Annotated in this window: 20 protein-coding genes; 13 read left to right on the top strand and 7 right to left on the bottom strand. The window is 68.2% G+C overall.

Features of this window, described 5'->3' with window-relative positions:
- Positions 1 to 243: 243 nt before the first annotated feature.
- Together SB771_RS14700 and pal are read left to right on the top strand one after the other, a co-directional pair.
- On the top strand, positions 244 to 1,503 hold the full coding sequence (locus SB771_RS14700; protein ID WP_175659203.1) for a porin: 1,260 nt from the start codon (positions 244 to 246) through the stop codon (positions 1,501 to 1,503).
- A gap of 338 nt (positions 1,504 to 1,841) precedes the next feature.
- Complete coding sequence (gene pal, locus SB771_RS14695) at positions 1,842 to 2,333, top strand: peptidoglycan-associated lipoprotein Pal (RefSeq protein ID WP_011658855.1); 492 nt, start codon at positions 1,842 to 1,844, stop codon at positions 2,331 to 2,333.
- A 176-nt stretch (positions 2,334 to 2,509) separates the two neighbouring features.
- On the opposite strand, the gene SB771_RS14690 is transcribed toward pal, so the two are convergent.
- Positions 2,510 to 2,989, bottom strand: coding sequence for a hypothetical protein (locus SB771_RS14690; protein WP_175659202.1), 480 nt, complete (start codon positions 2,987 to 2,989; stop codon positions 2,510 to 2,512).
- Positions 2,990 to 3,205: 216 nt separating this feature from the next.
- Here SB771_RS14690 and SB771_RS14685 point away from each other — a divergent pair, with 216 nt between their 5' ends.
- Positions 3,206 to 3,376 (top strand): hypothetical protein, encoded by a 171-nt coding sequence (locus tag SB771_RS14685; RefSeq protein ID WP_175659201.1) that lies wholly within the window; start codon positions 3,206 to 3,208, stop codon positions 3,374 to 3,376.
- A 92-nt stretch (positions 3,377 to 3,468) separates the two neighbouring features.
- Here SB771_RS14685 and SB771_RS14680 read toward each other — a convergent pair whose 3' ends face one another.
- The 3 genes from SB771_RS14680 to SB771_RS14670 are packed head-to-tail and all read right to left on the bottom strand — an operon-like array spanning position 3,469 to position 8,305.
- On the bottom strand, positions 3,469 to 4,740 hold the full coding sequence (locus SB771_RS14680; RefSeq protein WP_175659200.1) for a cytochrome c: 1,272 nt from the start codon (positions 4,738 to 4,740) through the stop codon (positions 3,469 to 3,471).
- The gene (locus SB771_RS14675) at positions 4,737 to 5,432 is read right to left on the bottom strand and encodes a (2Fe-2S)-binding protein (protein ID WP_410721804.1); all 696 of its coding nucleotides are present in this window, start codon (positions 5,430 to 5,432) and stop codon (positions 4,737 to 4,739) included. The genes SB771_RS14680 and SB771_RS14675 overlap by 4 nt, the downstream gene beginning before the upstream one ends.
- Positions 5,429 to 8,305, bottom strand: coding sequence for a xanthine dehydrogenase family protein molybdopterin-binding subunit (locus tag SB771_RS14670; protein WP_175659198.1), 2,877 nt, complete (start codon positions 8,303 to 8,305; stop codon positions 5,429 to 5,431). Before SB771_RS14670 ends, SB771_RS14675 begins: the two co-directional genes overlap by 4 nt.
- Positions 8,306 to 8,674: 369 nt before the next feature.
- On the opposite strand from SB771_RS14670, the gene SB771_RS14665 reads away from it, so the two are divergent.
- The 3 genes from SB771_RS14665 to SB771_RS14655 all read left to right on the top strand — a co-directional run bounded on the left by SB771_RS14665 (position 8,675) and on the right by SB771_RS14655 (position 12,180).
- Positions 8,675 to 10,225: a sensor domain-containing diguanylate cyclase gene (locus tag SB771_RS14665; RefSeq protein WP_175659197.1), complete on the top strand. Its 1,551-nt coding sequence runs from the start codon at positions 8,675 to 8,677 to the stop codon at positions 10,223 to 10,225.
- 391 nt (positions 10,226 to 10,616) lie between these two features.
- Positions 10,617 to 10,892, top strand: a complete 276-nt coding sequence (locus SB771_RS14660; protein WP_175659196.1) for a hypothetical protein — start codon at positions 10,617 to 10,619, stop codon at positions 10,890 to 10,892.
- Between the two features lie 247 nt (positions 10,893 to 11,139).
- The gene (locus SB771_RS14655; protein ID WP_175659195.1) at positions 11,140 to 12,180 is read left to right on the top strand and encodes a succinylglutamate desuccinylase/aspartoacylase family protein; all 1,041 of its coding nucleotides are present in this window, start codon (positions 11,140 to 11,142) and stop codon (positions 12,178 to 12,180) included.
- Positions 12,181 to 12,265: 85 nt separating this feature from the next.
- Here the strand turns inward: SB771_RS14655 and SB771_RS14650 are convergent, their stop codons facing one another.
- A complete protein-coding gene (locus tag SB771_RS14650; RefSeq protein WP_410721189.1) occupies positions 12,266 to 13,324 on the bottom strand; it encodes a hypothetical protein in 1,059 nt (352 codons plus the stop codon).
- 82 nt (positions 13,325 to 13,406) lie between these two features.
- Positions 13,407 to 13,592, bottom strand: coding sequence for a hypothetical protein (locus SB771_RS14645; protein WP_175658690.1), 186 nt, complete (start codon positions 13,590 to 13,592; stop codon positions 13,407 to 13,409).
- On the opposite strand from SB771_RS14645, the gene SB771_RS14640 reads away from it, so the two are divergent.
- The 7 genes from SB771_RS14640 (at position 13,566) to SB771_RS14610 (ending at position 21,630) form a co-directional block, all read left to right on the top strand.
- Positions 13,566 to 14,489: a recombination-associated protein RdgC gene (locus tag SB771_RS14640; protein ID WP_175659193.1), complete on the top strand. Its 924-nt coding sequence runs from the start codon at positions 13,566 to 13,568 to the stop codon at positions 14,487 to 14,489. The genes SB771_RS14645 and SB771_RS14640 overlap by 27 nt on opposite strands.
- 307 nt (positions 14,490 to 14,796) lie before the next feature.
- The gene (locus SB771_RS14635; RefSeq protein WP_006754410.1) at positions 14,797 to 15,357 is read left to right on the top strand and encodes a GNAT family N-acetyltransferase; all 561 of its coding nucleotides are present in this window, start codon (positions 14,797 to 14,799) and stop codon (positions 15,355 to 15,357) included.
- Positions 15,358 to 15,422: 65 nt separating this feature from the next.
- Complete coding sequence (locus SB771_RS14630; RefSeq protein WP_175659192.1) at positions 15,423 to 16,364, top strand: ABC transporter substrate-binding protein; 942 nt, start codon at positions 15,423 to 15,425, stop codon at positions 16,362 to 16,364.
- A gap of 39 nt (positions 16,365 to 16,403) precedes the next feature.
- The gene (locus SB771_RS14625; RefSeq protein WP_175659191.1) at positions 16,404 to 17,453 is read left to right on the top strand and encodes an LLM class flavin-dependent oxidoreductase; all 1,050 of its coding nucleotides are present in this window, start codon (positions 16,404 to 16,406) and stop codon (positions 17,451 to 17,453) included.
- 7 nt (positions 17,454 to 17,460) lie between these two features.
- Positions 17,461 to 18,819: an LLM class flavin-dependent oxidoreductase gene (locus tag SB771_RS14620; protein ID WP_175659190.1), complete on the top strand. Its 1,359-nt coding sequence runs from the start codon at positions 17,461 to 17,463 to the stop codon at positions 18,817 to 18,819.
- 59 nt (positions 18,820 to 18,878) lie between these two features.
- Positions 18,879 to 20,663, top strand: coding sequence for an amino acid ABC transporter permease/ATP-binding protein (locus SB771_RS14615; protein WP_175659189.1), 1,785 nt, complete (start codon positions 18,879 to 18,881; stop codon positions 20,661 to 20,663).
- Between the two features lie 34 nt (positions 20,664 to 20,697).
- On the top strand, positions 20,698 to 21,630 hold the full coding sequence (locus SB771_RS14610) for an ABC transporter substrate-binding protein (protein ID WP_175659188.1): 933 nt from the start codon (positions 20,698 to 20,700) through the stop codon (positions 21,628 to 21,630).
- Positions 21,631 to 21,740: 110 nt separating this feature from the next.
- Here SB771_RS14610 and SB771_RS14605 read toward each other — a convergent pair whose 3' ends face one another.
- A complete protein-coding gene (locus SB771_RS14605; protein WP_175659187.1) occupies positions 21,741 to 22,835 on the bottom strand; it encodes an LLM class flavin-dependent oxidoreductase in 1,095 nt (364 codons plus the stop codon).
- Positions 22,836 to 22,876 lie beyond the last annotated feature (41 nt).

The following is a 22,876-nucleotide window of genomic DNA, read 5'->3' as shown; positions in this document are numbered from 1 at the left end:
GACGCCACGCTGCCGCTTGCTCGTCGCTAACACGCACACGCATTCGTGCCTGTGACCCGTGCGCTGGCCGCAACCCGGCCGCGCCGCGACGTCGCAATTCCATGCGATTTCGCAGAGGACCTTTCCTGTGCAGCGCCTTAATCGACGATCGCTCGATCTCCAATAATGGCCGCTCGATCCGTCGGCCCGCGCGCCGACGCGACCCACCGGCGATCGGGCCGGAGACCAACGATAAAAACTCCTATGTATTCCTACCAAATCGGCCAGCGTGCCAGCGCGCGTGTCGCCGCGCCGCATAGCGTCCGCCGCGGCCACCACCGCTCTGTCGCCCTCCCCGCGACCGCGATTGCCGCCTGCATCGCCGGCTTGATTCCGTGCGTCGCCCACGCGCAAAGCAGCGTGACGCTGTACGGCCTGATCGACACGTCGATCACCTATGCCACCAATCAGCGTACGCAAGGCGCCGGTTCGCCGGGCAGCGGCAGCGTCGCGCTGACGAGCGGCGCATTGAACGCATCGCGCTGGGGGCTGCGCGGCCGCGAGGATCTCGGTGGCGGGACGGCGGCGGTCTTCGCGCTCGAAAACGGCTTCTCCGGCACGACCGGCAAGCTGTCGCAGAAAGGCGTCGACATGTTCGGTCGCCAGGCATGGGTCGGCGTGAGCTCGCGCACGGCCGGCACGCTCACGTTCGGCCGCCAGTACGACCCGATCCTCGATTTCGTGACGCCGCTCGGCGCGTCGGGCCCCGGCTGGGGCGGCAACCTCGCGGTGCATCCGTACGACAACGACGACTCGAACCGCAACCTGCGCATCAATCACGCGGTGAAGTACACGAGCGCGACGTATCGCGGGCTGACGTTCGGCGCGCTGTACGGGTTCTCGAACACGGCCGGCGCGTTCTCGAACAACGCCGTCTGGAGCGCGGGGCTCGGCTATGCGAACGGGCCGCTGAAGCTCGGCGCCGGTTACCTGAAGATCAGCCGCGACCGCAACGCGCCGAACCCGGACGGCGCGCTGAGCACGGTCGACGGCTCGGCGACGATCACCGGCGGCAACCAGCAGATCTGGGCCATGGCCGGCCGCTATGCGTTCGGCCTGCATTCGGTCGGCGCCGCGTGGTCGCACTCGGCCACCGACGGCGTGAGCGGCGTGCTCCAGGGCGGCGGCATCACGCCGCTGAAGGGCGAATCGCTGGTCTTCGACAATTTCACGGTCGACGGCCGCCTCTTCGTCACGCCGGCGTTCAGCCTGTCCGCCGCGTACACGTACACGATGGGCCGGTTCGACACGCGCACCGGCCAGACGCGCCCGAAATGGAACCACGTGGTCACGCAAGCCGGCTATGCGTTCTCGCCCCGCACGGACGCGTATCTCGAAGCCGTCTATCAAAGCGTGAGCGGCGGCAACGGCAATCCCGCGTTCAACGCGACGGTCTGGACGATGACGCCGTCCGCCAACAGCAACCAGCTAGTCGTCGCGCTCGGGTTGCGGCACAAGTTCTGACGATCCGGCCAAGCTCGATGCGCACGCACCGAAATCGCGCATCGCGCTAGCGGATCCTGTTGCGCCCGCGCAAGCAAGAATGCGTCCCGCGTCGTTGTTGCGTGAAATAGACGGAGAAACTGGTCACGCTGTGACATTTTTCCTAATCTAGTTGCAGCGGCGCCGTGAAATCGGCGTTCCGGCCGAGACAATCTTTCATTTGACACATCGCCGGCTTACGAAAGCGCGTCGTATTGCGCACGGGAGCCAGCACTTTTCGTGCCGTGCCGGTCGGATTCGTGACGTTGCCGCTTGGCACGCACGACGCTTTCCTCGCAGTCAACCGCAGGAGAAGCACAATGAACAAAACGAACCGGTTTGCGGTCCTGGCAGCTTTCGCCCTGCTGGCAGGTTGTCACCACGCGGCGAAAACGCCCGAGAATGCCGGCATGGCGCCGACACCCTCGAGCGAAGCGGTCGCCACGGTGACGACCGACGATCTGAACAATCCGAACAGCCCGCTCGCCAAGCGCAGCGTCTATTTCGATTTCGACCAGTACTCGGTGAAGCCGGAATTCCAGTCTCTGCTGCAGTCGCACGCCGACTACCTGCGCAACCACCCGTCGCGCCGCGTGCTGATCCAGGGCAACACCGACGAACGCGGCACGTCCGAATACAACCTCGCGCTCGGCCAGCGCCGGTCGCAAGCGGTGATGAGCGCGCTCGAAACGCTGGGCGTTCAGGCGACGCAACTCGAAGCGGTCAGCCTCGGCAAGGAAAAGCCGGTCGCGCTCGGCCATGATGAAGATTCGTGGGCGCAGAACCGCCGCGCCGATCTCGTCTATCGTTGACCGGATGCCGCCGCGACGGCGGCATCGCGACCACGCATCCCCCCTGGCCTTTCATGCGGCGAATCGCCGGGGCGCACCGCCCGCCCCGGCTGCGCGTTGCCGTATGACGTCGGTTCGTGCGCGCCATCGTCCCGGCCGTCACCAGTCGAACGCACGGCGCCCACTGGCGCGCCGCTTCAACTCGAACGCGCGCGCTCGAGCCGTCGATGCAGCCAGTGCGACATCACGGCCGACGTCAAGATCGAATCGAGTATCGCGATCACGTTGATCCCGCCGATTTCGCCATCATTCAGCAGATAAGACTGCAGCAGCACGTAGCCGACCATCAGACCGGTGCCGACGATCGTGCCCAGCAGCACGAACCAGCGCCGCCGGATGCGCGTGCCGATCGCACCCATGATGCCGCCCGCGAGCGTCGCCGGCAGGAAATAGCCCAGGAAGAACGACGCGCCCAGGATCAACAGCACCATGCTTGCGCAGAGTGCGAGCGTCTCCCAGTGCGGGCCGTCGATCACGGACCATGCAACCAGCATCACGGCCGGCCACACGAGCGCCGCGACCAGCGGCGCGCCGAAGGTAAATGCGAGACAGCCGAACACGACCGGATTGGACGGGCTCGATGATTTGCGCGGCGGATGCTCGCGAGTGGGGCTCATGGTTTTTGTCGTGGGAATCGGAATGGCGGCGAGCCGGAGTGTACCAAGCCGCCGTGCCGGGCAGCTGATCCGGCACCGGCAGGCGACGCACACCGATACGCGCCGATACGCAAAAAGCACTGAATAAACCGCGCGCCGGAAACGTTTCGTCTTCGCGCGGCGCCGGTTCATGCGAAGCGCGCGGCCGCGCGGCCTGCGCGGTGCAAGGAGAGTGAAATGAAATCGGCAAGACTGGCCGCGGCACTGCTCGCGGCGCTGATGCTGGTGCTGTCGGCGGGATGTACGTCGTCGGGCGGCGGCGTATCGCAAGGAGCCGGCATGAGCCGGTATGGCGGCGCGGGCGGCAGCGGAGGTGGTGGTGGCGGCGGAGGGGGCGGCGGCTACTGAAGCGCCGCCGGACAGATGCGGGCGGAGCGTCGTGCGCGAGCGCAGCCGGAAACCGGCCGTCTCGCGCGCGGCGCCCCGCTGCGCCGCACGACTTACTGACGCATGGCCTTAACGGCGGCCGGCGTGACGTTCGCGGGCTGGCCGCCCCACGTCGCGCGCAGGTAGTTCGCGAGCTGCGCGAGTTCGTCGTCGCTCAGCGTATGCGCGAAACCCGGCATCGGCTGCAGGTTTTCGAAGCCGGCGAACTTCTGCTCGTCGATGCCGTCGAGCATCGCGACCAGCAGGTTGCGCGAGTCGCCCTGACGCAGCGTCGAATTGCCGTTCATCGGCACCGCCACGTGCGGCTTGCCTTCGCCGTTCAAGCCGTGACAACCCGCGCACACCGCGAGATACACCGAGCGGCCGGCCGCGAGCTGCGCGGCGTCGGCCGACACCGGCTTCACCGGCTTCACCGGCTGCGGCGCCGGCGGCGTATCGCCGAGCAGGTACACGGACAGCGCGCGCAGGTCGTCCTTCGTCATGGTCTGCGTGCTCAGGTGCACGACCGGATACATTTCCCCGAACGCCGAGCCTTGCGGCGCGATGCCGACGCCGAAGAACGTCTGCAGGTCGGCGCCCGTCCAGCCGCGCGCGGCGAGGCCGGCCGGCGTGATGTCCGGCGCGGCCACCCGGCCGAGCGCGGCGCCCGCGAACGGCTTCGCGTCGTCGAGCTGACCGGTGAACGCGCGCGGCGTGTGGCATTCCGCGCAATGGCCGAGCGCGCCCGCCAGATAGCGGCCACGCTGCCAGTCGGCGGACCGGCCGCTCGACGCGTCGGGCAGGCTGTCCTTCAGGAACACCATGTCCCAGAACACCATGCCGAAGCGCAGGTTGTACGGGAACTTGAGTGCGTGCGCGCGGTTTTCCTGCGCGACCGGCCTCACCGTCTTCAGGTACGCGTACATCGCGTCGCTATCGGCACGCGTGAGCTGCCGGTATGACGTGTACGGCATCGATGGATACAGCCGCTTGCCCGGCGCCTTGCCGTCGTGCAGCGCGGCGTAGAAGTCGTCCGCGCTCCAGCTGCCGATCCCGTGATCCTTGTCGGGTGTGATGTTCGACCCGTAGAACGTGCCGAACGGCGATTCGAGCGGCGCACCGCCGGCGAACGGCGCGCCGTCCTTCGCGGTGTGACACGCCGCGCAGTCCGCGGCCTTGACGAGATAGCGGCCGCGCGCAACTTGGTCGGCGCCGGGCGCGCCGGACGCCGCGCTCGAGACCGGCGCGTCATGGCCGCCGCAGGCGGCGAGCAGCAGCGCGCAGATGGCCGCGAGTGCGGGCAAGCCTGCGGCCCGCACGGCTCGATGAGCGAATGTGCGTTTCATGCGGCGTCCTTCACGAGTCCCGGCGTCGTCAAAATCACGTCCTTCACGGCTGCGTAGTAGCGCACGTAACCTGTGCAGCGGCAGAGGTGCGCGTTCAACGCGTCGGTGATCGTGCGCTCGACGTCGGCCTTCGCGATCGGCTCGCGCTTCAGGCGCTCGATCAGCACCGTCGCCGCATTGACGAAGCCCGGCGTGCAGTAGCCGCACTGGAAGCTGAAATGCTCGAGAAACTTCTGCTGGATCGGCGACAGCTCGACCACCTCGCCCGCGTCGTTGCGCTTCGCGTGGCCCTCGATCGTGCGGATCGAACGGCCGTGGAAGAAGTGCGCGCCGGTGATGCAGGTGCGCATCTCCTCGCTCGTGCCGTCCGGCTGGTCGACGATCACGACGCACGCGTGGCAGACGCCCTGCCCGCAGCCGAGCCGCGAACCGGTGAGGCCTGCGTACTCGTGCAGGAACTCGATCATCATCAGCCCTTCCGGCACCTGCATCGGGCCGACGGACTTGCCGTTGATGTTCACCGACAGCGGTTTCTGTCGGAACCGGACGAGCGGACGCTCGACGGCGGCCGGCGCGGCAGCGGGCGCGGCGGATGCGGATGCCGGCGCGGCCGAGGCCGCGTTCGGCGCGGATGCAGCGGTCGCAGCCGCGCTGGCGCTCGCGGCCGAAGCCGCGGTTTGGGCGGTCGTCATGCGAGCACCTCCTGAATCTTTTGCGGGGTCACCGGCAAATCGGTGAAACGATGGCCGATCGCGTGCGCGATGCCGTTCACGATCGCGCCGACGACGGGGATCATCACCACTTCGGCGACGCCCTTCGGCGGATCGGTCTCGGACAGCGGCGGCAGGATGTCGCCCGTCTGCGACCACACGGCGACGTCGGTCGCGCGCGGCAGCTGATAACGGTTGAAATTCCACGTGCCGTTGCCGGGGCCGTCCTCGTAAAGCGGCAGCGCCTCGTGCAGCGCATGGCCGATGCCCATCGCGAGGCCGCCCTGCAACTGGCCCGACACGAGCTGCGGCGAAATCTGGTTGCCGCACTCCATGATCGAGTGATGCGTGAGCAGCTCGACCTTGCCGGTCGCTTCGTGCACGGCCAGCTCGACGAGCGTGCCGACCGCCGTGTAGTACGTGACGGCCGCGTTGTTGCGGCTCGTCGGCGGAATGAACACGCGCTTGCGGTCCAGCACGCGGTAGCCGTTCGCGGTCGGCGCCAGCGTGCCGCGCATCGTGGTCGCGCCGGCCGGCGCGGCGGTGCCGGGCAGCGGGCCGGCGTCGCCCGTTTTCGGCGCGCCGACGCGCAACGACAATCCATCGACCGGCAGACGATCGACCATGCCGCCCACTTCGAACTCGGCGTCGGTCCACTGCCAGCGGTTGAACACGTGCACGACGGCGCCGGTCGGCAGGCCGAGCGCATGCGCCTGCTTCGCGAGCTGCTCGAACGTCAGCGGCTCGAGGCCGTCGGCGGTCAGCTTGCCGTCGACCCAGCGCGCGTCCTCGATGCGGATCGCGTAAGGCGCGGCCTGGCCGCCGCCGAGGCCGCGCGTCCAGATCGACATCGCGGCCGGCCACAGCCCGTAGCGGAACACCGCGCGCGCGGCTTCGCGCGTGCTGTGCGTGAAGTAGTACGCGGAGTTCGTCGCGCTCGACGGCGACGCGTAGCTCGGCGACCAGCGCGGATTCGCGCTCAGGCGATCCTGGTCGGCCTGCGACATCAGATACGGATCGCCGCTCGTCTCGATCGGCAAGTCCGGCCATTCGGTCAGCGCGACGCGCACGTCCGTCGCCGGGCGGCCGAGCCACTTCGCGACCGCGACGGCCTGCGACGTCGACATCCCGGTGCCAATCTCGGCGGCCGTGTGATGCAGCGACACCTTGCCGTTCTCGTCGAATTCGACCTTCGCGAACGAGGCCTCGGCGCCCGTGCCGAAATCCTTCTGCACGCACGCGAAGCCGACGCCGTAGCGCTTGCCGGGGTTCGCGGCCTCGAATTCGGCCTTGCGCGCTGCACGACGCGTCCACAGCGGATGCTGCTTCGCGCGTTCCAGCACCTCCTCGACGCGCAGCGCGCCGGCGGGAATCGCGCCCTGCGTGTTCTTCATCCCCGAGCGCAGCGCGTTGCGCAGGCGGAAATCGATCGGGTCGAGGTTCAGTTGCGCGGCGATTTCGTCGACGGCCATCTCGGTCGCGGCCATGCTCTGCAGCGTGCCGTAGCCGCGAGCCGAGCCGGCATCGATCGCGCGCGACGCGATCGCGACCGCCGCAAGGTCGCTCTTCGGAAAGTAGTAGATCGATTGCGCGGCCGTCGCGCCGACCATCGCGACCGACGGCGAGAAGTTCGAGCGCCCGCCGCCGTTCGCCTCGAAGTCGCCCTTGAACGACTGCAGGAGGCCCGTGTTGCGATCGACCGCGATCCGGTAGTGCATCTTGAACGCGTGACGCTTCAGCGACGTCTGGAACTGCTCGTAGCGGTCGTTCGCGAACCGCACCGGGCGGCCGTCCGCGTACAGCGCGCAGACGAGGCCGTAGAACGGCACGTTGCAGTGATCCTTCGAGCCGTAGCCGACCGTGTAGCACGGATGCACGAACAGCTTCTTCACCGGGAAGCGGCATTTCGCGACCATCGCGGCCGCGTTCTCCGCCACTTCGAGCGGCGACTGGGTCGGCACGACGAGGTGCATCGACTGCGTCGCGGCGTCGTACCAGCAGTTCGCGTTGTCGGGTTCGAGCGCGGCGGTATCGACCGACTGCGTGTTGTACTCGCGCTCGAACACGAGCCAGTCGGCCGACGGACGATCGAGTTCGGCGGCGATCTGGCCGGCCAGGAACATCCCCTGCTCGTCGAGCTTGCCGTGTTCCTTGCCGTCCGGCCAGACCGGCAGGTGCTTGCGCATCATGCTCGGGAAGATCGGCGCGTCCTTCAGGCTCGAGTAGACATCGTCGTCGTAGGCCGTCTTGCCGCCCACCCGCACGTAGCGGAACGTGCCCCACGGATCGCGCTCGAGCGGGCCCGTGACCGCGCCGTAGCGGATCACGTCGTCGCGGAACTTGAGCGCGTTCTTCGCGAAGCGAAAGCGCGCGAAGTCGTGGTAGATGAGGATCGCGACCGCATGGCCGAGATACGCGGGCGTCTTGCCGGCGGGCAACAGCATGTCGTCGCCGTAGAACGTCGGGAACGCGACGCCGTCGCGCGCGAGATCGTCGGCGGTGACGACGCGGTCCGGCTTCAGTTCGTCGCCGAGCAGCGACAGGTCGAAGCCTTCGTAGAGACGATCGGCCTGCGTGACGCGCAGGATCAGCGCGTGCGACTGCTGCTGCGGCCAGTGCGGCATGTCGGCCGCGCGCACGTCGCGGGCGAACACTTTCGAGCCCGTGACCTTCGCGATGCCGTCGATGCGGAATTGGGGGATGCCGGTGACGCTATCCCATTTGACCGGGGTGAGGAGTTTTTCTTCGAAGAGCGCCGCGAACGCGCGGCTGCCGATGGGCGCGACGTAGACCGCGACGCCCGCCAGCACGCTGGCTTTCAGAAAACCCCGCCGTGACAGGCCGTGGTTGTGCATGTGGGGGAACCTCCTGATGCGGCTCGTACGGCGATCGGGTGTCGCGGCGTTCGGAGCGGCGCGCATTCTGGCATTGTTTTCGATATATCGCCTATAGTATTTCTCGCATGAATTACTTATTGAATTTCTTATAACGAGATTCGGCCGGGCTGCGGTGCGCGGTCGCGGCGGCCGCTCGACATCGTCCCGTCGGCAACGATCCTGCCCATGCGCCGCCGAATCCGCAACGCGCCCGCAAGGGTGGTTTACGACTACCCGCCGACGCCCGCCGCACGGCACGCGCGGCCGGTGTTTCATGGTAATGTCGTGCGCATCCGGCTCGCCGGTCATCCCGGCGATGAGTCGCATCGTGTCGAGGTCAAAAGAGCCATGGCAGTCAAGGCGCGCCTCCTGAACGCCGTTCTCGCCACTCCCCCCAGCGGCAATCACCGCGTGACGGCCGCACTGCGTCCGTCGATGCTCGGCACGCTGTTCGAGGACGTGCGCCCGATGGCGCTGTCCGGCGTCGCCAGCGCGTTCGTCGCGGCGATCGCGCTGATCCGTCTGCAGCAACTCTGGTGTTTCGTGTGGCTCGTCGTCGACGTCGGCCTGCTTGCCGCGCGGCTCGCGATCGCACGCGCGTATGCGGTACGCCGTGCCGCCGGCGACGATCGCGCCGAATACTTCGCGCGGCACTATGCGCCCGTGTCGCTCGCCGCGTGCTTGTTGCTCGGCCTCGGCGTGATGGGTTGCGTGGATGCGTCCGATGCCGAGCTCGGCACGCTGTCGGTGATGGTCGCGGGCGGCGTATTCGGCGGGATCGCGTCGCGCAATTCGGCGCTGCCGCGGCTCGCGATGACGCAGGTCACGCTCGGCGTGCTGCCGATTGGCGTCGGCGCGCTGCTGGCCCGCCGGCCCGACGCGTGGCTGCTGCTGCCGCCGCTCGTGATCTATCTCGCGGCGATGCGCACGGTCGTGCAGCGCCATTACCGCGTGCTGGTCGCGTTGATCGCCGCGCGCCAGCGCAACGCCGAGCTCGTCGCGCGCTTCGATGCCGCACTCACCTACATGCCGCACGGCCTGTGCATGATCGACGGCGAAAGCCGCGTGATCGTCGCGAACCGGCGCACCGCGCAGCTGTTCGGCTCGCCGCGCGAGATCATGCTGGACACCCCGCTGCCCGACGTGATCGCGGCGCTCGGCGCGAACGCTGAGACCGATCCCGGCCAGACTGGCCTCGCCGCGCAGTGCGCGGTGTGGCTGAACCGCGACGAACCCGTGCCGCTCGACATCGCGCTCGCCGACGGTCGCCAGCTCGAACTGACGCGCCATCGCGTCCCGGACGGCAACGCGGTGGTCATCGTCGAGGACGTCACCACGCGCCGCCGCGCCGAGCAGCACATCCGGCACCTCGCGCGGCACGATGCGCTGACCGGCTTGCCGAACCGCCACGAACTGCATGCGGAACTCAGGCGCAGGCTCGCGCACCGGCCGCGCATGCCGAGCCCCGCGCTCGCCGTCATGTATCTCGACCTCGACGGCTTCAAGGCGATCAACGACCGGTTCGGCCACCAGGCCGGCGACGAAGTGCTCACGCAGGTCGCCGAGCGGCTCGGCAAGACGCTGCCGCCCGGCGAGCTGGCGGCTCGCATCGGCGGCGACGAGTTCGTCGTCGCGATCGACGACACGACGATGCAGGCGTGCTCGATCCTCGCCGCGCGCATCATCCGGCAGATTTCGGCGCCGTACACGCTGTCGATCGGCTCGACCGTCAGCCTCGGGATCAGCATCGGCATCGCGCTCGACGACGGACACGGCTCGCCCGACGAACTGATCCGACAGGCCGACAGCGCGCTGTACGACGCGAAGTCGGGCGGCAAGGGGATCTACCGCTTCTATTCGGCGGGAAGCCGCCGCGTGGCGCCGGCGACCGCGAACTGAGCAAGCGCGTCGCGGGTCTCCGCATCTCCGCATCTCCGCATCTCCGCATCTCCGCATCTCCGCATCTCCGAATCTCCGCATCTCCGAATCTCCGCATCTCCGAATCTCCGAATCTCCGAATCTCCGAATCTCCGAATCTCCGAATCTCCGAATCTCCGTTCATTCCAGCGATTCATTTCCGAAACGGGTTGCATGGGCCGGCCCATGTGCACATGTGTTTCGCCACGCGCGGCCATGTCACGTGACGTGTTCCGTAACATCGGCCCGCGCCGCGCGCCCCGTTCGCCGCAGAAGCCCGCACGATCGCGGCGGTGCGCTGCGGCGCGCGGCATTTCGTCGCTGGCACTCTTATTGCTCCTTGACAGGGAAACACGACGTCGGGGAGCCCAACATGAATACCGTCGAAGTCATCAGCCGCGCGGAAACGATCGATCCACTGGACGTGATCGACGGCGCCGCGCTGATCCGGCGGCTCGTCTCCGAGCACCGCCCGCCCGCCGTTCGTGAGGCCGCGTGCGTCGACAGCCCGCCGCTGACGCTATACGGCGCATTTCGCCAGGGCATCACCGATCACGCGGCGCGGCGCGCGAATCCGTATCGCGCCGGCAGCCGTTTCTGGGCGCTGTGGGAAGAAGGCCGTATCGAAGCTGAAACGTTGGGTCGCTGACGCGATCCCGCGCGCCGGCCCTGTCGCGGCAAGGGCTGATGCGCAACCCCGCGTGCGCGGGCGGCCAACTGATACGCCGGCATGCGTATCAGCGCTGCAACATCGCGGGCGGCCGCTCCGGCGGCGCATGTCGCGCCTTCGCGCATGGGCCGGTTGACGGTGTGTGGCATCGCCTGCCCCGCGCCGCGCCGCGCAACGGCCGTTTCCCGATAAGATGGCAGACTCCCGTTCTTCGAACGATGTCGCCATGACCGCCTCCTCCTCTTCGTCACACCGAAATCCCATCCACTGCGAAATCGATCTCGATGCGCAAGGCAAGCATGCGGGCTACCTGCGCTTGCCGCATTCCGTGCATCGCTCCGCGTACGGCTGGCTGCCGATCCCGATCGCGTCGATCCGCAACGGCGACGGCCCGGTCGCGCTCGTGATGGCCGGCAATCACGGCGACGAATACGAAGGCCAGATCATCGTGTCGCAGCTGATCCGCGAGATCGACCCGGAGATGGTCAGCGGGCAACTGATCCTGCTGCCGATGGCGAACTTCCCCGCGGCTGACGCGGGCCAGCGCGTGTCGCCGCTCGACGAGGGCAACCTGAACCGCAGCTTCCCCGGCGACCCGACCGGCACGCCGACGCAGATGATCGCCCACTACATCGAGCATGCGCTGCTGTCGCGCGCGCAGTATCTGGTCGACCTGCATTCGGGCGGCAGCTCGTTGCTGTACCAGGGCGGCAACATGCTCGCGATCGACCCGCTCGACGACGACGAGGCGGAGAAGCTCAACGGGCTGCTCGTCGCGTTCGGGTTGCCGAACGCGCTGCTGCACGCGCCGAACCCGGTACATTCGGCCTCGGCCGCGCGCCGACAGGGCGCGATTTCGATCGTCACCGAACTCGGCGGTGCGGGCATGGCCGATCCGTCGCTGATCCGGCTCGGCCGCCACGGGCTGCTGCACTACCTCGGCCATATCGGCCTGCTGCAGGGCGCGCTCGTGCCCGACGCGCCGCCGACCGTCACGCGCTTCCTGCGCGTCGACGGCGATCGCCACTTCGTCTATGCGTACGAACGCGGGCTGTATGAACCGCTCGTCGAACTCGGCGACCAGGTAAAGGCCGGACAGCCGGCCGCGTGGGTGCACTTCCCCGATACGCCGCTGCGCGAACCGGTGCTGTATCGCTTCAAGGGCGACGGCGAAGTGGTGTGCAAGCGCGTGCCGGCGCAGGTGCAGCGTGGCGATTGCCTGTTTCAGCTGGCGGAGGCGTCAACGCCGCCGCGTGTCATCGCGTGATCGCGACTGGCGCAACCGGCCCCCGCGAGGCATATCGACAACGCGTCACAACCGTCGTACGCCGGCGCCGTGCAAATGCCGACCGTCAGCCGGGTGACTCGTTTCCCTGCGCGGCACCGCATTGATGGCAATGCGGGAAGAAGAAGAAATTCCGGCCGCCGCATTCGCATACATTGAAAAGCCGCAATCCGCAATGTACGCAGAACGTGGAATCGTCGCCGCCGAGATTCCATTGTTTGTCGCATGACGGGCAGCGCTTTTTTTCGAGTGACCGAACGGCTTTTTCGTATCCGATCGTGCGCGCGCGTGCGCCCTGATCCTGCTGCAATTCGAGCCGTTTGCGTTCGGCATAGCGCTGAAATGCCTTCATCATGTAAAGGCCGGCGAATACCGTGAGTGCAATGCCGACCAGAACCCGGACATAGCCGCCAAAATTCGGCAGGTACGGAACCAATTCAATGAAAAACGCGCTCAGTGCAAACAGGCCAAAACCATACACGAAAGGCCAGTAGCGCACCTTGCGGTAGCGGATGAACAGCCAGATCGCAACCAGCAGTATCGGTAACGTCAGCGCCAGCCGAAGGCCGAACACCTGCATCTCGTAGTGCCGTGTTGCCTCGTCGAAGCGCCGTTCGGCTGCCGCGTTCGCTTCGGCGATTTGCGTGTCCACTTGAGTCTGCTGCGAGCTCAGTGCCCGTTGCTGGTCGCCGATCGCATCGATCTGATGCTGCCAATTGACCACCACGGCCTGGAGCGTATCAAGCTTGTGCGTTCTGGCCAGAATGTCCGGGTTCCTCGCGCTGTCTCCTGTCACCGAGCGGGTTGCCAGCCAGTTGCGGAAACTTTCCTTCTCGGCCGCGTACTCCTTCGCGGCGCGGCCGCGCGCCACTTCCATTGTGTCGGCCTTCTCGACAAGCGCGTCGTGCTGCGCCTGCAGACCGCGCCGCGCCGCGTCCAGCCGCGCCTTTGCCTGAGTATCGGCGAATTGCTCGATGACGGGCGGACCGCCGCTCGGCGCGAACGCCATGTCGCGGATCACAAGACCGCCGAGCATGTTCAGAAAGACCGCGAAGATGATCGCAATTGCCCATGACGCGAGTCGCAGGAGCCGCGCTGGACTGGTCAGGCCGTCGCCGGAATTCATCATTATTTTTTGCCCTCTGTTGGAATGGCATTCATTGTCGCCAATCTCGATACCGCCTTCAATTGGCTCTTTCTCGTCGATTTCAGCCCGGCGCCGTTCCGATGCTGCATGTGGACGTTGAACGGCCCGCCAGTTCGCGCAACGGCTCTGCGTCGGCGATCTTCGCGATGTTGTCGAACGATTGGAATTGGCCGGGAACCGTCAGCGTCAGATAGAATGACGCGCTTTGCCCGCCCCCCCTATGTGGTTCAAGAACCTTCAGCTTCACCGTCTTCCGGCACCTTGGGCCGTGACCCCCGACCAGATGGAAAAATGGCTGGCGCCCCACGCGTTCCAGCCGGGCAGCAGCGTCGAAATGCAGCGCGTCGGATGGGCTTCGCCGCGTGACGACGGCGCGCTCGTGTATTCGATCAACCGCCAGATGCTGCTGCTGTTTCGTGCCGAAAAGAAGCTGCTCCCGGCATCGGTCGTCAATCAAGTCACCAAAGCGCGTGCGCTTGAAGTCGAGGAGCAGCAGGGTTTCAAGGTCGGCCGGAAACAACTGCGCGAACTCAAGGAGCAGGTTACCGACGAACTGCTGCCGCGCGCGTTCAGCATTCGTCGCGATACCCGCGTGTGGATCGATACGGCGAACGGCTGGCTCGTCATCGATGCGGCTGCACAGGCACTTGCCGACGACGTTCGCAGCCTGCTCATCAAATCGATCGACCCGTTGCCGCTCGCCGGTGTTCATGTGGCCCGTTCGCCGGTGGCAGCGATGACGGACTGGCTGCTGTCCGGCGAGGCGCCGGGCGGCTTCACCGTGGACCAGGACGCCGAGTTGCGCTCGAGCGACCAAGGTGGCGCCACGGTGCGCTACGTCGGCCACGCGCTGGAAGCGAACGACATGCGCCGGCACATCGAAACCGGCAAACAATGCACGCGCCTCGCGATGACCTGGAATGACCGAATCTCATTCGTGCTGACACCGTCGCTGACGATCAAGCGTGTCACGCCGCTCGACGTAATCAAGGAGGCGGCGGATCCCACTGCGCAAAATGACGATGAACGCTTCGACTCGGATGTCACGCTGATGACGGGTGAATTGGGGCGGATGCTGACCGATCTTGTCGATATCCTGGGTGGCGATCGGCACGACTCGATTCATCAGGCGGCAGCAGCCTGACTTCGTCGTCGTCGCGGGCCCTCGCCCGCGACGGCGGGGCGTCGCGCTGACGCGCGTTCGCCCCACCCCACTCCCGCTGCAAGCCTTCTGACCTCCGCCGCGAAATCCTTATCGCAATTGCTTCGTTCGTCTTTGCCGGCCGCACCGCTAACGTGTTCCAAACGGCGGCGGCACGCCGGATGTCTCGCAGGACACCGAGCGGCCGCCGTCATCACGACAACCGCGTCGCGATAACGGAACCGACCGGACGGGCCGTGTGCCCCGCCCCCGCCAGGAATGTCCGCATCGCGCGCCCTTCGCGATGCCCATGGCCACGAACGACCGCATCATCGACACGACACCGCTCGATGTCCGCGCCCAGCCGCTGATCGACGCGCTCATCGACGAATACGCGACGCGCTACGACGCGTACCGCCCCGACAGCCGCGCGTCCGCCCGCGACGAACTCGCGCGCTACCCGGCCGAGCAGTTCGCGCCGCCCGAAGGCGCGTTCGTGCTGCTGCTGCGCGACGGCGAAACGATCGGCGGCGGCGCCTTCAAGCGCTACGACGCGCAGACGGCCGAACTCAAACGCATCTGGACCCGCGCGGACCTGCGCCGCCAGGGGCTCGCACGCGTGATCGTCGACGCCCTCGAGCAGCGCGCCGCGCAGCAGGGTTATCGACGCGTGTACCTGACCACCGGCTTTCGTCAGCCCGAAGCATGGGCGCTGTACGACCGCACCGGCTATACGCGCCTGTTCGATTCGTCGATCGACCCCGAAGCGTATTTCCACCTGCGCTTCGGCAAGGATCTCGCCGATCCGTCGCGCACGTCGACGCTCGCCGATCTGTGGGCGCCGCTCCCCGAACCGGTGCTGCCGCGCTGAACCGCCGCTTCATCCGACTCCGTTTCCCGCGACACACAACGACACGACAACGACAGGACGCATCCATGCAACGAGCCGTACCCTTCACACCGCGCGTGCTGCGCACGCTGGCCGCCGCGCTGATTGGCGTCACCGCGATCGCCGCGGCCGCCGCGACCTTCGACCTGAGCCCCGAGCAGCGCGGTCGCCCGCGCGGCACGGCCGATGCGGCCGTCGAACGCGCGGTGCCCGCGTCGTTCAAGTTCGCCGAAGCCGGCACGCTGACGATCGGCGTCGCGCCGAGCCTGCCGCCGATCAGCTCGTATGCGACCGACGCGCGCACGGTGATCGGCTTCGACGCGGACGTCGGCCAGCTCGTGTCCGACAGCCTTGGCCGCAAGCTGAAGATCGTCCCGCTCGCGTGGGCCGACTGGCCGCTCGCGCTCGAATCGGGGAAGGTCGACGCGGTGATCTCGAACGTCACCGTCACCGAGGAGCGCAAGCAGAAGTTCGATTTCTCGACCTACCGCAAGGACCAGGTCGGCTTCTACGTGCGCAACGACAGCAGGATCCAGTCGATCCGCGAGCCGAAGGACGTCGCGGGGCTGCGCATCGTGACCGACGCCGGCACCAACCAGGAAAAGATCCTGCTCGCGTGGGACCGCGAGAACGTCGCCCACGGCCTGAAGCCCGTGCAGGTCCAGTACTACGACGACCAGGCGATGCGGATCGTCGCCGTGCAGTCGGGCCGCGCGGATGCCGTGTTCAGCGTGAACTCGGTGCTCGCGTACCAGAGCGCGCAGCAAGGCAAGACGCGGCTCGTCGGCGCGATCAGCGGCGGCTGGCCGCGCACGGCCGACATCGCGATTGCGACACGCCGCGGCAGCGGGCTCGCCGATCCGCTGACGGTCGCGCTGAACGGGCTGATCAAGAACGGCCGCTACCAGCAGATCCTGGAGCGCTGGAACCTCGCATCGGAAGCGATCGACCAGTCGCGCACGAATCCGCCGGGCCTGCCGAAGATCTGAGCGCCCCCTTCCACGCGTTGCGCAGGAGCGCCGAACACCATGTCTTATTCGCTTTCATTGCTGGACAAGAGCCCGATCGCCGACGGCACGACCGCCGCCGACGCGCTGCGCTTCACGACGACCCTCGCGCAGCGCGCGGAACAGCTCGGCTACGAGCGCTTCTGGGTGGCCGAGCATCACGGCGCGCCGGGCTTCGCGAGTTCCGCGCCCGAGATCGTGGTCGCGCACCTGCTCGCGCACACGTCGCGCATTCGTGTCGGCTCGGGCGGCGTGATGCTGCAGCACTACAGCCCGTTCAAGGTCGCCGAGTCGTTCAGGCTGCTCGCCGCGCTCGGGCCGGGCCGCGTCGATCTCGGCATCGGCAAGGCGCCCGGCGGGCTGCCGCTCACCACGCGCGCGCTGCAGTGGTTTCACGACAAGGCGAACAAGCCCGACTTCGCGGGCCAGCTCGCGGCGCTCGACGCGTTTCTCGGCTGGGGCGTCGCCGAAGATCATCCGCTCGCCGGCGCAGTCGCGCTGCCGGTGCCGCCGCACGCGCCCGAGCGCATCCTGCTCGGTGGCTCGCCCGACAGCGGCGCGCTCGCCGCGCGCCACGGCTGGCGCTTCTGCTACGCGGGGCACTTCAACGGCGACGACGCGAACCTCGAGCGCTCGCTGGCTGCGTATCGCGACGCGGGCGGCACGCGCGCGCTCGTCGCGCTGTACGCGGTCGCCGCGCCGACCCGCGACGAGGCCGAGCAGCTGATCGGGCCGCTGAAGATCTTCCGGCTGCAGTTCGCCGGCGGTCAGAGCTTCAACCTGGCGAGCGCGCAGGCCGCGGCGGAATTCGCGCGGCAAAGCGGCGCGTCCGACTACCGGATCGACGAGCTGCGCCCGACCGTGCTGGCCGATACGCCCGAGCGCGTGCATCGCGCGCTCGATGCGTTGAGCCGGCGGCTCGACGTCGACGCATTCGTGATCGACTCGCCGGTGACCGATTACGCGGCGCGGCTCGCGTCGGCCGAGTGGCTCGGCGGCGCGCAGTCGATCACGCCCGTGCGCGCGGCCCTTTCGGCCGAACGTTCCCTTTACCCCGACCAGAACGCGTGACGCCCCCATGACGACCCGACGATCGATTCCCTTCGGCCTGATGCTGCAAGGCGCAGGCAGCCACATGAACGCCTGGCGGCACCCGAGCAATCCGCCGGACGCGAGCATCAACCTCGACTTCGCGATCGGCATCGCGCGCAAGGCGGAAGCCGCCGGCATCGCGTTCGCGTTCGTCGCGGACGGCCTCTACATCAACGAGAAGTCGATCCCGCACTTCCTGAACCGCTTCGAGCCGCTGACCGTGCTGTCGGCGCTCGCGGTCGCGACGAAGAAGATCGGGCTCGCGGGCACGATCTCGACGTCGTACAGCGAGCCGTTCACGGTCGCGCGCCAGCTCGCGTCGCTCGACGCGATCAGCGGCGGGCGCGCGGGCTGGAACGTCGTGACGACGCCGCTCGAAGGCACCGCGAAGAATTTCGGCAAGGCGCATCCCGAGCACGCATTGCGCTACGAGATCGCCGACGAATACCTCGACGTCGTGCAGGGGCTGTGGGACAGCTGGGACGACGACGCGTTCGTGCGCGACCGCGCGACCGGGCGCTTCTTCGATCGCGACAAGCTCCACACGCTCGACCATCACGGCCGCTTCTTCCAGGTCGCGGGCCCGCTTAACATCCAGCGCTCGCCGCAGGGGCAGCCGGTGATCTTCCAGGCCGGCTCGTCCGACACCGGCATCGGACTCGCGGGCAAGTATGCGGATGCCGTGTTCACGCATTCGCCGTCGCTCGACGAAACGGCCGCGTTCACGCGGCGCGTGAAGCAGAGCGCGGTCGAGCACGGGCGGCAGCCCGGCGACGTGAAGATCTTCCCCGGCGTCGGCCCGATCGTCGGCCGCACGGCCGCCGAAGCGGAAGACAAATATCAGGCGATCCGCGACCTGCTGACGATCGACGAGGCGCTCGCGTATCTCGGCCGCTATTTCGATCACCACGATTTCACGCAGTACGCGCTCGACGCGCCGTTCCCCGAACTCGGCGACATCGGCCGCAACAGCTTTCGCTCGACCACCGACCGGATCAAGGCCGACGCGAAGCGCAAGCAGCTCACGCTGCGCGAGACGGCGCTCGCCGTCGCGACGCCGCGCCCGAACTTCATCGGCACGGCCGAGCATGTCGCCGACGAGCTGATCCGCTGGCACGACGCCGGCGCCGGCGACGGCTTCATCCTCGGCTTCGCGGTGCAGGCGCAGGGCGTCGACGACTTCGTCGACCTCGTGATTCCGGTGCTCGAGGCACGCGGCCGCTACAGCCGCGACCTGCCGGGCAGCACGCTGCGCGACCACCTCGGCCTGCCGCGCAAGGCGAGCCGCCATGCGGCGCCCGGCGCGGTGCAGAAACAGGACGACGCGGCCGAAGCGCACGCGTGACGCCGACGCGCCGCCCCGCGCGGCGCGTCCGACCGACCCGATCGAGGACCTTCACCGACATGAGCGACACGACCCATCTCGGCGGCGCATTACCGCCGCTTCCTTCGTCCCGCGTCCGCGACACCGGCACGCGCCTGCGCATCGTGCCGGCCCGCCACCGCTCGCGCACGGCCGGCACCGTGCTCGCGCTCATGCTGATCGCGCTCGCGCTGCATTCGATCCTCGGCAACCCGCAATGGGGCTGGCCGGTATTCGCCGAATGGTTTCTGTCGCCGCCGGTGCTGTCCGGACTCGCGCGCACGCTGGTGCTGACGCTGCTCGGCGCGGTGTTCGGCTTCGCGCTCGGCGCGTTCGTCGCGCTGGCGCGGCTGTCGCGTTCGCGCCTGCTCGCCGCGAGCGCGTGGACCTTCGTGTGGCTGTTCCGGTCTATTCCGCTGATCGTGCTGTTGCTGATCCTCAACAACCTCGGCTACCTGTACGAACACGTGCGGCTCGGCGTGCCGTTCACCGACATCGTGTGGTTCGACACGCCGACCACCGACCTGATCAGCCCGTTCCTCGCGGCCGTGCTCGGCCTCACGCTGAACCACGCGGCGTTTTCCGCCGAGGTGATCCGCGGCGGCATTCTCGCGGTCGACCAGGGGCAGCTCGAAGCCGCCGCGGCGCTCGGCCTGCCGCGCGGCCGCCAGACTACGCGGATCGTGCTGCCGCAGGCGATGCGCGCGATCCTGCCGACCGCGTTCAACGATCTCATCTCGCTCGCGAAAGGCACGTCGATGGTGTACGTGCTCGCGATGCCCGAGCTGTTCTATACGGTGCAGGTGATCTACCGCCGCAATCTCGAAGTGATTCCGCTGCTGATGGTCGCGACCGTCTGGTACCTGATCATCCTGACCGTACTGTCCGCGCTCCAGGTTCAGGTCGAGCGCCACTACGCGCGCGGCGCGCTGCGCAACCCGCCGCCGTCGGCACTGACGTTCGTGCTGGCGCGCATCGGTGCGCTGTGGCGGCGTGCCGCGGCACGCCACGCGACAGCCACCGCAACGGCACGTGGCGACGCCGCGGCAGCGCCGGTGCCGAGCGTCGGCGGCGAAGTCGCCGTGCACAACGTATCGAAGCAGTTCGGCATGCAGCGCGTGCTCGACAACGTGTCGTTCGTCGCGCCGCGCGGCAGCGTGACGGCGATCATCGGGCCGTCCGGTTCGGGCAAGTCGACGCTGCTGCGCACGATCAACCATCTCGAACGCGTCGACGACGGCTTCATCGACATCGACGGCGAGCTGATCGGCTATCGGCGCGACGGCGACGTGCTGCACGAGCTGAAGGAACGCGACGTGCTGAAGCGACGCACGGCGGTCGGCATGGTGTTCCAGAACTTCAACCTGTTTCCGCACTTGACCGTGCTCGAGAACCTGATGGAAGCGCCCGTCGCCGTCGCAGGCGTCGCGCGCGAGGCCGCCGAGCGTACCGCGCGCACGCTGCTCGCCCGTGTCGGCCTCGCGGATAAGGCCGATGCCTACCCGCGCCAGTTGTCCGGCGGCCAGCAGCAGCGCGTCGCGATCGCGCGGGCGCTCGCATTGCGCCCGAAGGTGCTGCTGTTCGACGAGCCGACGTCGGCGCTCGATCCCGAACTGGTCAACGAAGTGCTCGACGTGATCAAGGAACTCGCGCGCTCGGGCACCACGCTCGTGATCGTCACGCACGAGATCGGCTTCGCGCGCGAAGTCGCGGACAACGTGCTGTTCATGGAGCGCGGCCGCGTCGTCGAATCGGGGCCGCCCGCCGTCGTGCTCGACGCGCCGGCCCATCCGCGCACGCGCGCGTTCCTGTCGCGGGTGCTGTGATGCACGCCGCGCCCCACCTGCGAGGCGACCGACGATGATCGACCGACGCCAGTTCATGACGGCCGCGCTTGCGGCCGCAACCGGCCTGCGCTGGCATGCGGCCGATGCGGCCACTGCAACGGCGGACCTCGATCCGCGCCAGAGCGGCCGGATCCGTGCGTCGCGCGACGATGCGGCGATTCGCGCGGCCAGCCACTACCGCTGGGTGCGCGACGGGGCGTTCACGGTGGCGATCTCGCCGCATGCGCCGCCGGTGTCGACCTACGCGACCGACGCGCGCACCGTCGTGGGAGCCGATCCCGACTATGCGCAGCTCGTCGCGGACGCGCTGGGCCGCACGCTGCGGCTGGTGCCGATCGCGTGGGCCGACTGGCCGCTCGGGCTCACGTCCGGCAAGTACGATGCGGTGATCTCGAACGTCGGCGTGACCGAGCAACGCAAGGAGAAGTACGACTTCACGACCTACCGGCTCGGGCTGCACGGCTTCTACGTGCGCAACGCGAGCCCGATCGCGAGGATCGCCGAACCGAAGGACATCGCGGGTTTGCGCATCATCACGGGAGCCGGGACGAGCCAGGAGCGCATCCTGCTCGAATGGAGCCGGCGCAATGTCGCGCAAGGGGCGAAGGCGACCGAGCTGCTCTATTTCGACGACGATGCGGCGGCACGCGTCGCGCTGCTGTCGGGCCGCGCGGATGCCGAGCTGAACCCGAACGCGTCGCTCGCGTACGAGGCCGCGCGCGACGGCAAGATCCGCCGGGTCGGCGTCGTCAACGCGGGCTGGCCGGCGAATGCCGATGTCGCGATCGCGACGCGTCGCGGCAGCGGGCTCGCGCCGGCCCTGACGCTCGCGACGAACACGCTGATCGACAACGGCCGCTACGGGCAGGCGCTCGCGCGCTGGGGGTTGCAGAGCGAGGCGCTCGCGCGTGCGCAGACGAATCCGCCGGGGTTACCGTCGTTCTGATTCGACGGGCCGATGCATCGATGCACTGACGCATCGGTACAGGAAATGAAATCGCCCCGGTGGTCCGCGATCGACATGCCGGGGCGAGACGAAGCATCGGCCGTCGTCGCCTAGGCCGTCACCGCCGCATCCTCGCGGTCGAGTTCCGCGATATGCGCATGAATCGCCGGAATCAGATCGCGCCCATAGGCCAGCGCATCGTCGAGCGGATCGAACCCGCGTATCAGGAACGTCGACACGCCGAGCCGGTAATACGCCCCGAGCGCACGCGCGACTTGCTCGGGCGTGCCGACGAGCGCAGTCGAATTCCAGCGCGCGCCGGTCAGGTTCGCGACACCCATCCACAACCGCTCGTCGAGCACGTCGCCCTGCGCGGCCGCGGCCATCAGCCGCTGCGAGCCGGCATTCTGCGGCGCGTGGCCGTCGATCGGCTGGCCGTGCGCGAGCCGTGCCGCCCGCACGCGCGCGCGGATCGCCTCGGCCTTCTCCCACGCGGCGGTTTCGGTGCCTGCGACGATCGGCCGGAACGACACGCTGATGCGCGGCGCGCGTCCGAACGGCGCCGCGGCGGCCCGCACGCGCGCGATCTGCTCGCGCACCGCGGCGAGCGGCTCGCCCCAGGTCATGTAGACGTCCGCGTGCTGCCCGGCCACCGCCAGCGCAGCCGGCGACGAGCCACCGAAATAGATCGGCACATGCGGCCGCTGCGCGCTTTTCACGACAGGCGACGCCCCGCGCAGCCGGTAGAACGCGCCATCGTGATCGACCGGCGCGTCGGCGAGCCAGATGCGCTTCAGCACGTCGAGATATTCGCCGGTGCGGCGGTAGCGCGCGTCGTGCGGCACGAAATCGCCGTCGCGCTGCAGGTCGGCATCGTCGCCGCCCGACACGACGTTCAGCGCGAGCCGGCCGCCGCTGAATACATCGAGTGTGGCGATCTGCCGTGCGGCGGCCGACGGCACGATCACACCCGGCCGGTGCGCGAGCAGGATGCGGATCCGTTCGGTCGCGGCGGCCGCGAACGACGCGACGATGAAGCCGTCCGCCGCGTTGCTGAAATGGCCGACCAGGATCTGGTCGAAGCCGGCGGCTTCGTGCGCCTGCGCGAAGCGCCGCACATAGTCGGGCTGGACGGCGGCGCCGCCCGGTACGTCGACCTCCGCGCCGGGCGTCGCGGTGATCATGCCGATGATGTCGACAGGCATGTCGGGCTGTCCTTCTGGTGGGGAATCGGAATGGGTGGGCT

It is taken from the genome of Burkholderia sp. SIMBA_051, assembly GCF_046534915.1.
Classification (GTDB): domain Bacteria; phylum Pseudomonadota; class Gammaproteobacteria; order Burkholderiales; family Burkholderiaceae; genus Burkholderia; species Burkholderia ambifaria.
This window is presented reverse-complemented; position numbering and strand designations above follow the sequence as displayed.

Bases quoted from the DNA above. Each gene is read 5' to 3' on its own strand.
- SB771_RS14605 (WP_175659187.1), bottom strand. From the start codon at position 22,835: ATGCCTGTCGACATCATCGGCATGATCACCGCGACGCCCGGCGCGGAG.
- SB771_RS14665 (WP_175659197.1), top strand. From the start codon at position 8,675: ATGGCAGTCAAGGCGCGCCTCCTGAACGCCGTTCTCGCCACTCCCCCC.
- SB771_RS14650 (WP_410721189.1), bottom strand. From the start codon at position 13,324: ATGAATTCCGGCGACGGCCTGACCAGTCCAGCGCGGCTCCTGCGACTC.
- SB771_RS14700 (WP_175659203.1), top strand. From the start codon at position 244: ATGTATTCCTACCAAATCGGCCAGCGTGCCAGCGCGCGTGTCGCCGCG.
- SB771_RS14690 (WP_175659202.1), bottom strand. From the start codon at position 2,989: ATGAGCCCCACTCGCGAGCATCCGCCGCGCAAATCATCGAGCCCGTCC.
- SB771_RS14670 (WP_175659198.1), bottom strand. From the start codon at position 8,305: ATGCACAACCACGGCCTGTCACGGCGGGGTTTTCTGAAAGCCAGCGTG.
- SB771_RS14680 (WP_175659200.1), bottom strand. From the start codon at position 4,740: ATGAAACGCACATTCGCTCATCGAGCCGTGCGGGCCGCAGGCTTGCCC.
- pal (WP_011658855.1), top strand. From the start codon at position 1,842: ATGAACAAAACGAACCGGTTTGCGGTCCTGGCAGCTTTCGCCCTGCTG.
- SB771_RS14620 (WP_175659190.1), top strand. From the start codon at position 17,461: ATGACGACCCGACGATCGATTCCCTTCGGCCTGATGCTGCAAGGCGCA.
- SB771_RS14660 (WP_175659196.1), top strand. From the start codon at position 10,617: ATGAATACCGTCGAAGTCATCAGCCGCGCGGAAACGATCGATCCACTG.
- SB771_RS14685 (WP_175659201.1), top strand. From the start codon at position 3,206: ATGAAATCGGCAAGACTGGCCGCGGCACTGCTCGCGGCGCTGATGCTG.
- SB771_RS14640 (WP_175659193.1), top strand. From the start codon at position 13,566: ATGTGGTTCAAGAACCTTCAGCTTCACCGTCTTCCGGCACCTTGGGCC.
- SB771_RS14630 (WP_175659192.1), top strand. From the start codon at position 15,423: ATGCAACGAGCCGTACCCTTCACACCGCGCGTGCTGCGCACGCTGGCC.
- SB771_RS14615 (WP_175659189.1), top strand. From the start codon at position 18,879: ATGAGCGACACGACCCATCTCGGCGGCGCATTACCGCCGCTTCCTTCG.
- SB771_RS14635 (WP_006754410.1), top strand. From the start codon at position 14,797: ATGGCCACGAACGACCGCATCATCGACACGACACCGCTCGATGTCCGC.
- SB771_RS14625 (WP_175659191.1), top strand. From the start codon at position 16,404: ATGTCTTATTCGCTTTCATTGCTGGACAAGAGCCCGATCGCCGACGGC.
- SB771_RS14675 (WP_410721804.1), bottom strand. From the start codon at position 5,432: ATGACGACCGCCCAAACCGCGGCTTCGGCCGCGAGCGCCAGCGCGGCT.
- SB771_RS14655 (WP_175659195.1), top strand. From the start codon at position 11,140: ATGACCGCCTCCTCCTCTTCGTCACACCGAAATCCCATCCACTGCGAA.
- SB771_RS14610 (WP_175659188.1), top strand. From the start codon at position 20,698: ATGATCGACCGACGCCAGTTCATGACGGCCGCGCTTGCGGCCGCAACC.